Raw genomic sequence first — 963 nt, forward strand, 5'->3', positions numbered from 1 at the left:
CATAGAAAAAATCCCCTCCATAGTAAACAGATTAATGTGCTTTCTTTTTACTGTCTACTATAAGGGGATCATATCAAAGACGGACGCTCTTTTTTTATTCATATAATTTGTGTTATTGATTGTTAAGAGAATAACCTGTTTTATGATGTTAGAGAGGGGAATCTAGCTGCTTCAAAGTGCATGAGGTGTACTGTATTTTCAAGCGGTTCGGGAACAGTATTACCATCTGTAGTAGCTTGGGCAATAACTCGTATTGTATCTCCCACCTAACTTCTTTGCTTTCCCCGAATTTTGAGGTGGGAGTATTACTGCCCGTTAATGCGGGATAAATTCATTTTGTTTATTGAACATGGACGTTGCGGTTATGTGAAACAAAAGATGATATGCACTCGTTTGTTCTATTTACTTTACCGCCGCATGTGGCAGAAAAAGGATCTGGCCTCTTCGAAATCCTCTCGATTCTCCTTAAAAAAGGATTTTTATGTTCGTTTTACAATTTATATTTGTATATAATTTTTTTATTAAATTCACATAATGTTCAAACAAATAGGTCTAAAAACTCGGAAGTTATAGTATTCTTGAATTAAGAATAATTTTTCGACAAATAAAGACAAAAAATTTATGGTGATTGGAAAATTTTATTTTATATCTGTGATTACACAGACAATAAGGAGAAATGATTATGGCGAACAAACGTTGTAAATTACTTCATAAATCGTTTAAAGAATTGGTACAAGAAAATAAACAAAAGATATTGAATGATAAACAAGAGATGGAAAAAATTGAACAACGTATTGAACAACGTTATACAATTAATAAATCGGCTTCCTAATTAAGATACGAAAACTTTGTTGATATACAAAAAAGAAGATAATCGACTAGGTGCAGTATGAACTGTACCCTATAAAATGGACAGTTTAATAAAAAGACCTTTAAAAATTAGGCACTTAAAAGATGGTTCCG

Annotated in this window: 1 protein-coding gene; it reads left to right on the plus strand. The window is 31.8% G+C overall.

Going from position 1 to position 963, the window contains the following annotated elements:
• Positions 1-676 precede the first annotated feature (676 nt).
• On the plus strand, positions 677-832 hold the full coding sequence (locus tag JDS96_RS30470; RefSeq protein WP_003201552.1) for an FbpB family small basic protein: 156 nt from the start codon (positions 677-679) through the stop codon (positions 830-832).
• Positions 833-963: the final 131 nt, after the last annotated feature.

This window comes from Bacillus cereus group sp. N21 (genome assembly GCF_016483395.1).
Lineage (GTDB): Bacteria > Bacillota > Bacilli > Bacillales > Bacillaceae_G > Bacillus_A > Bacillus_A pseudomycoides.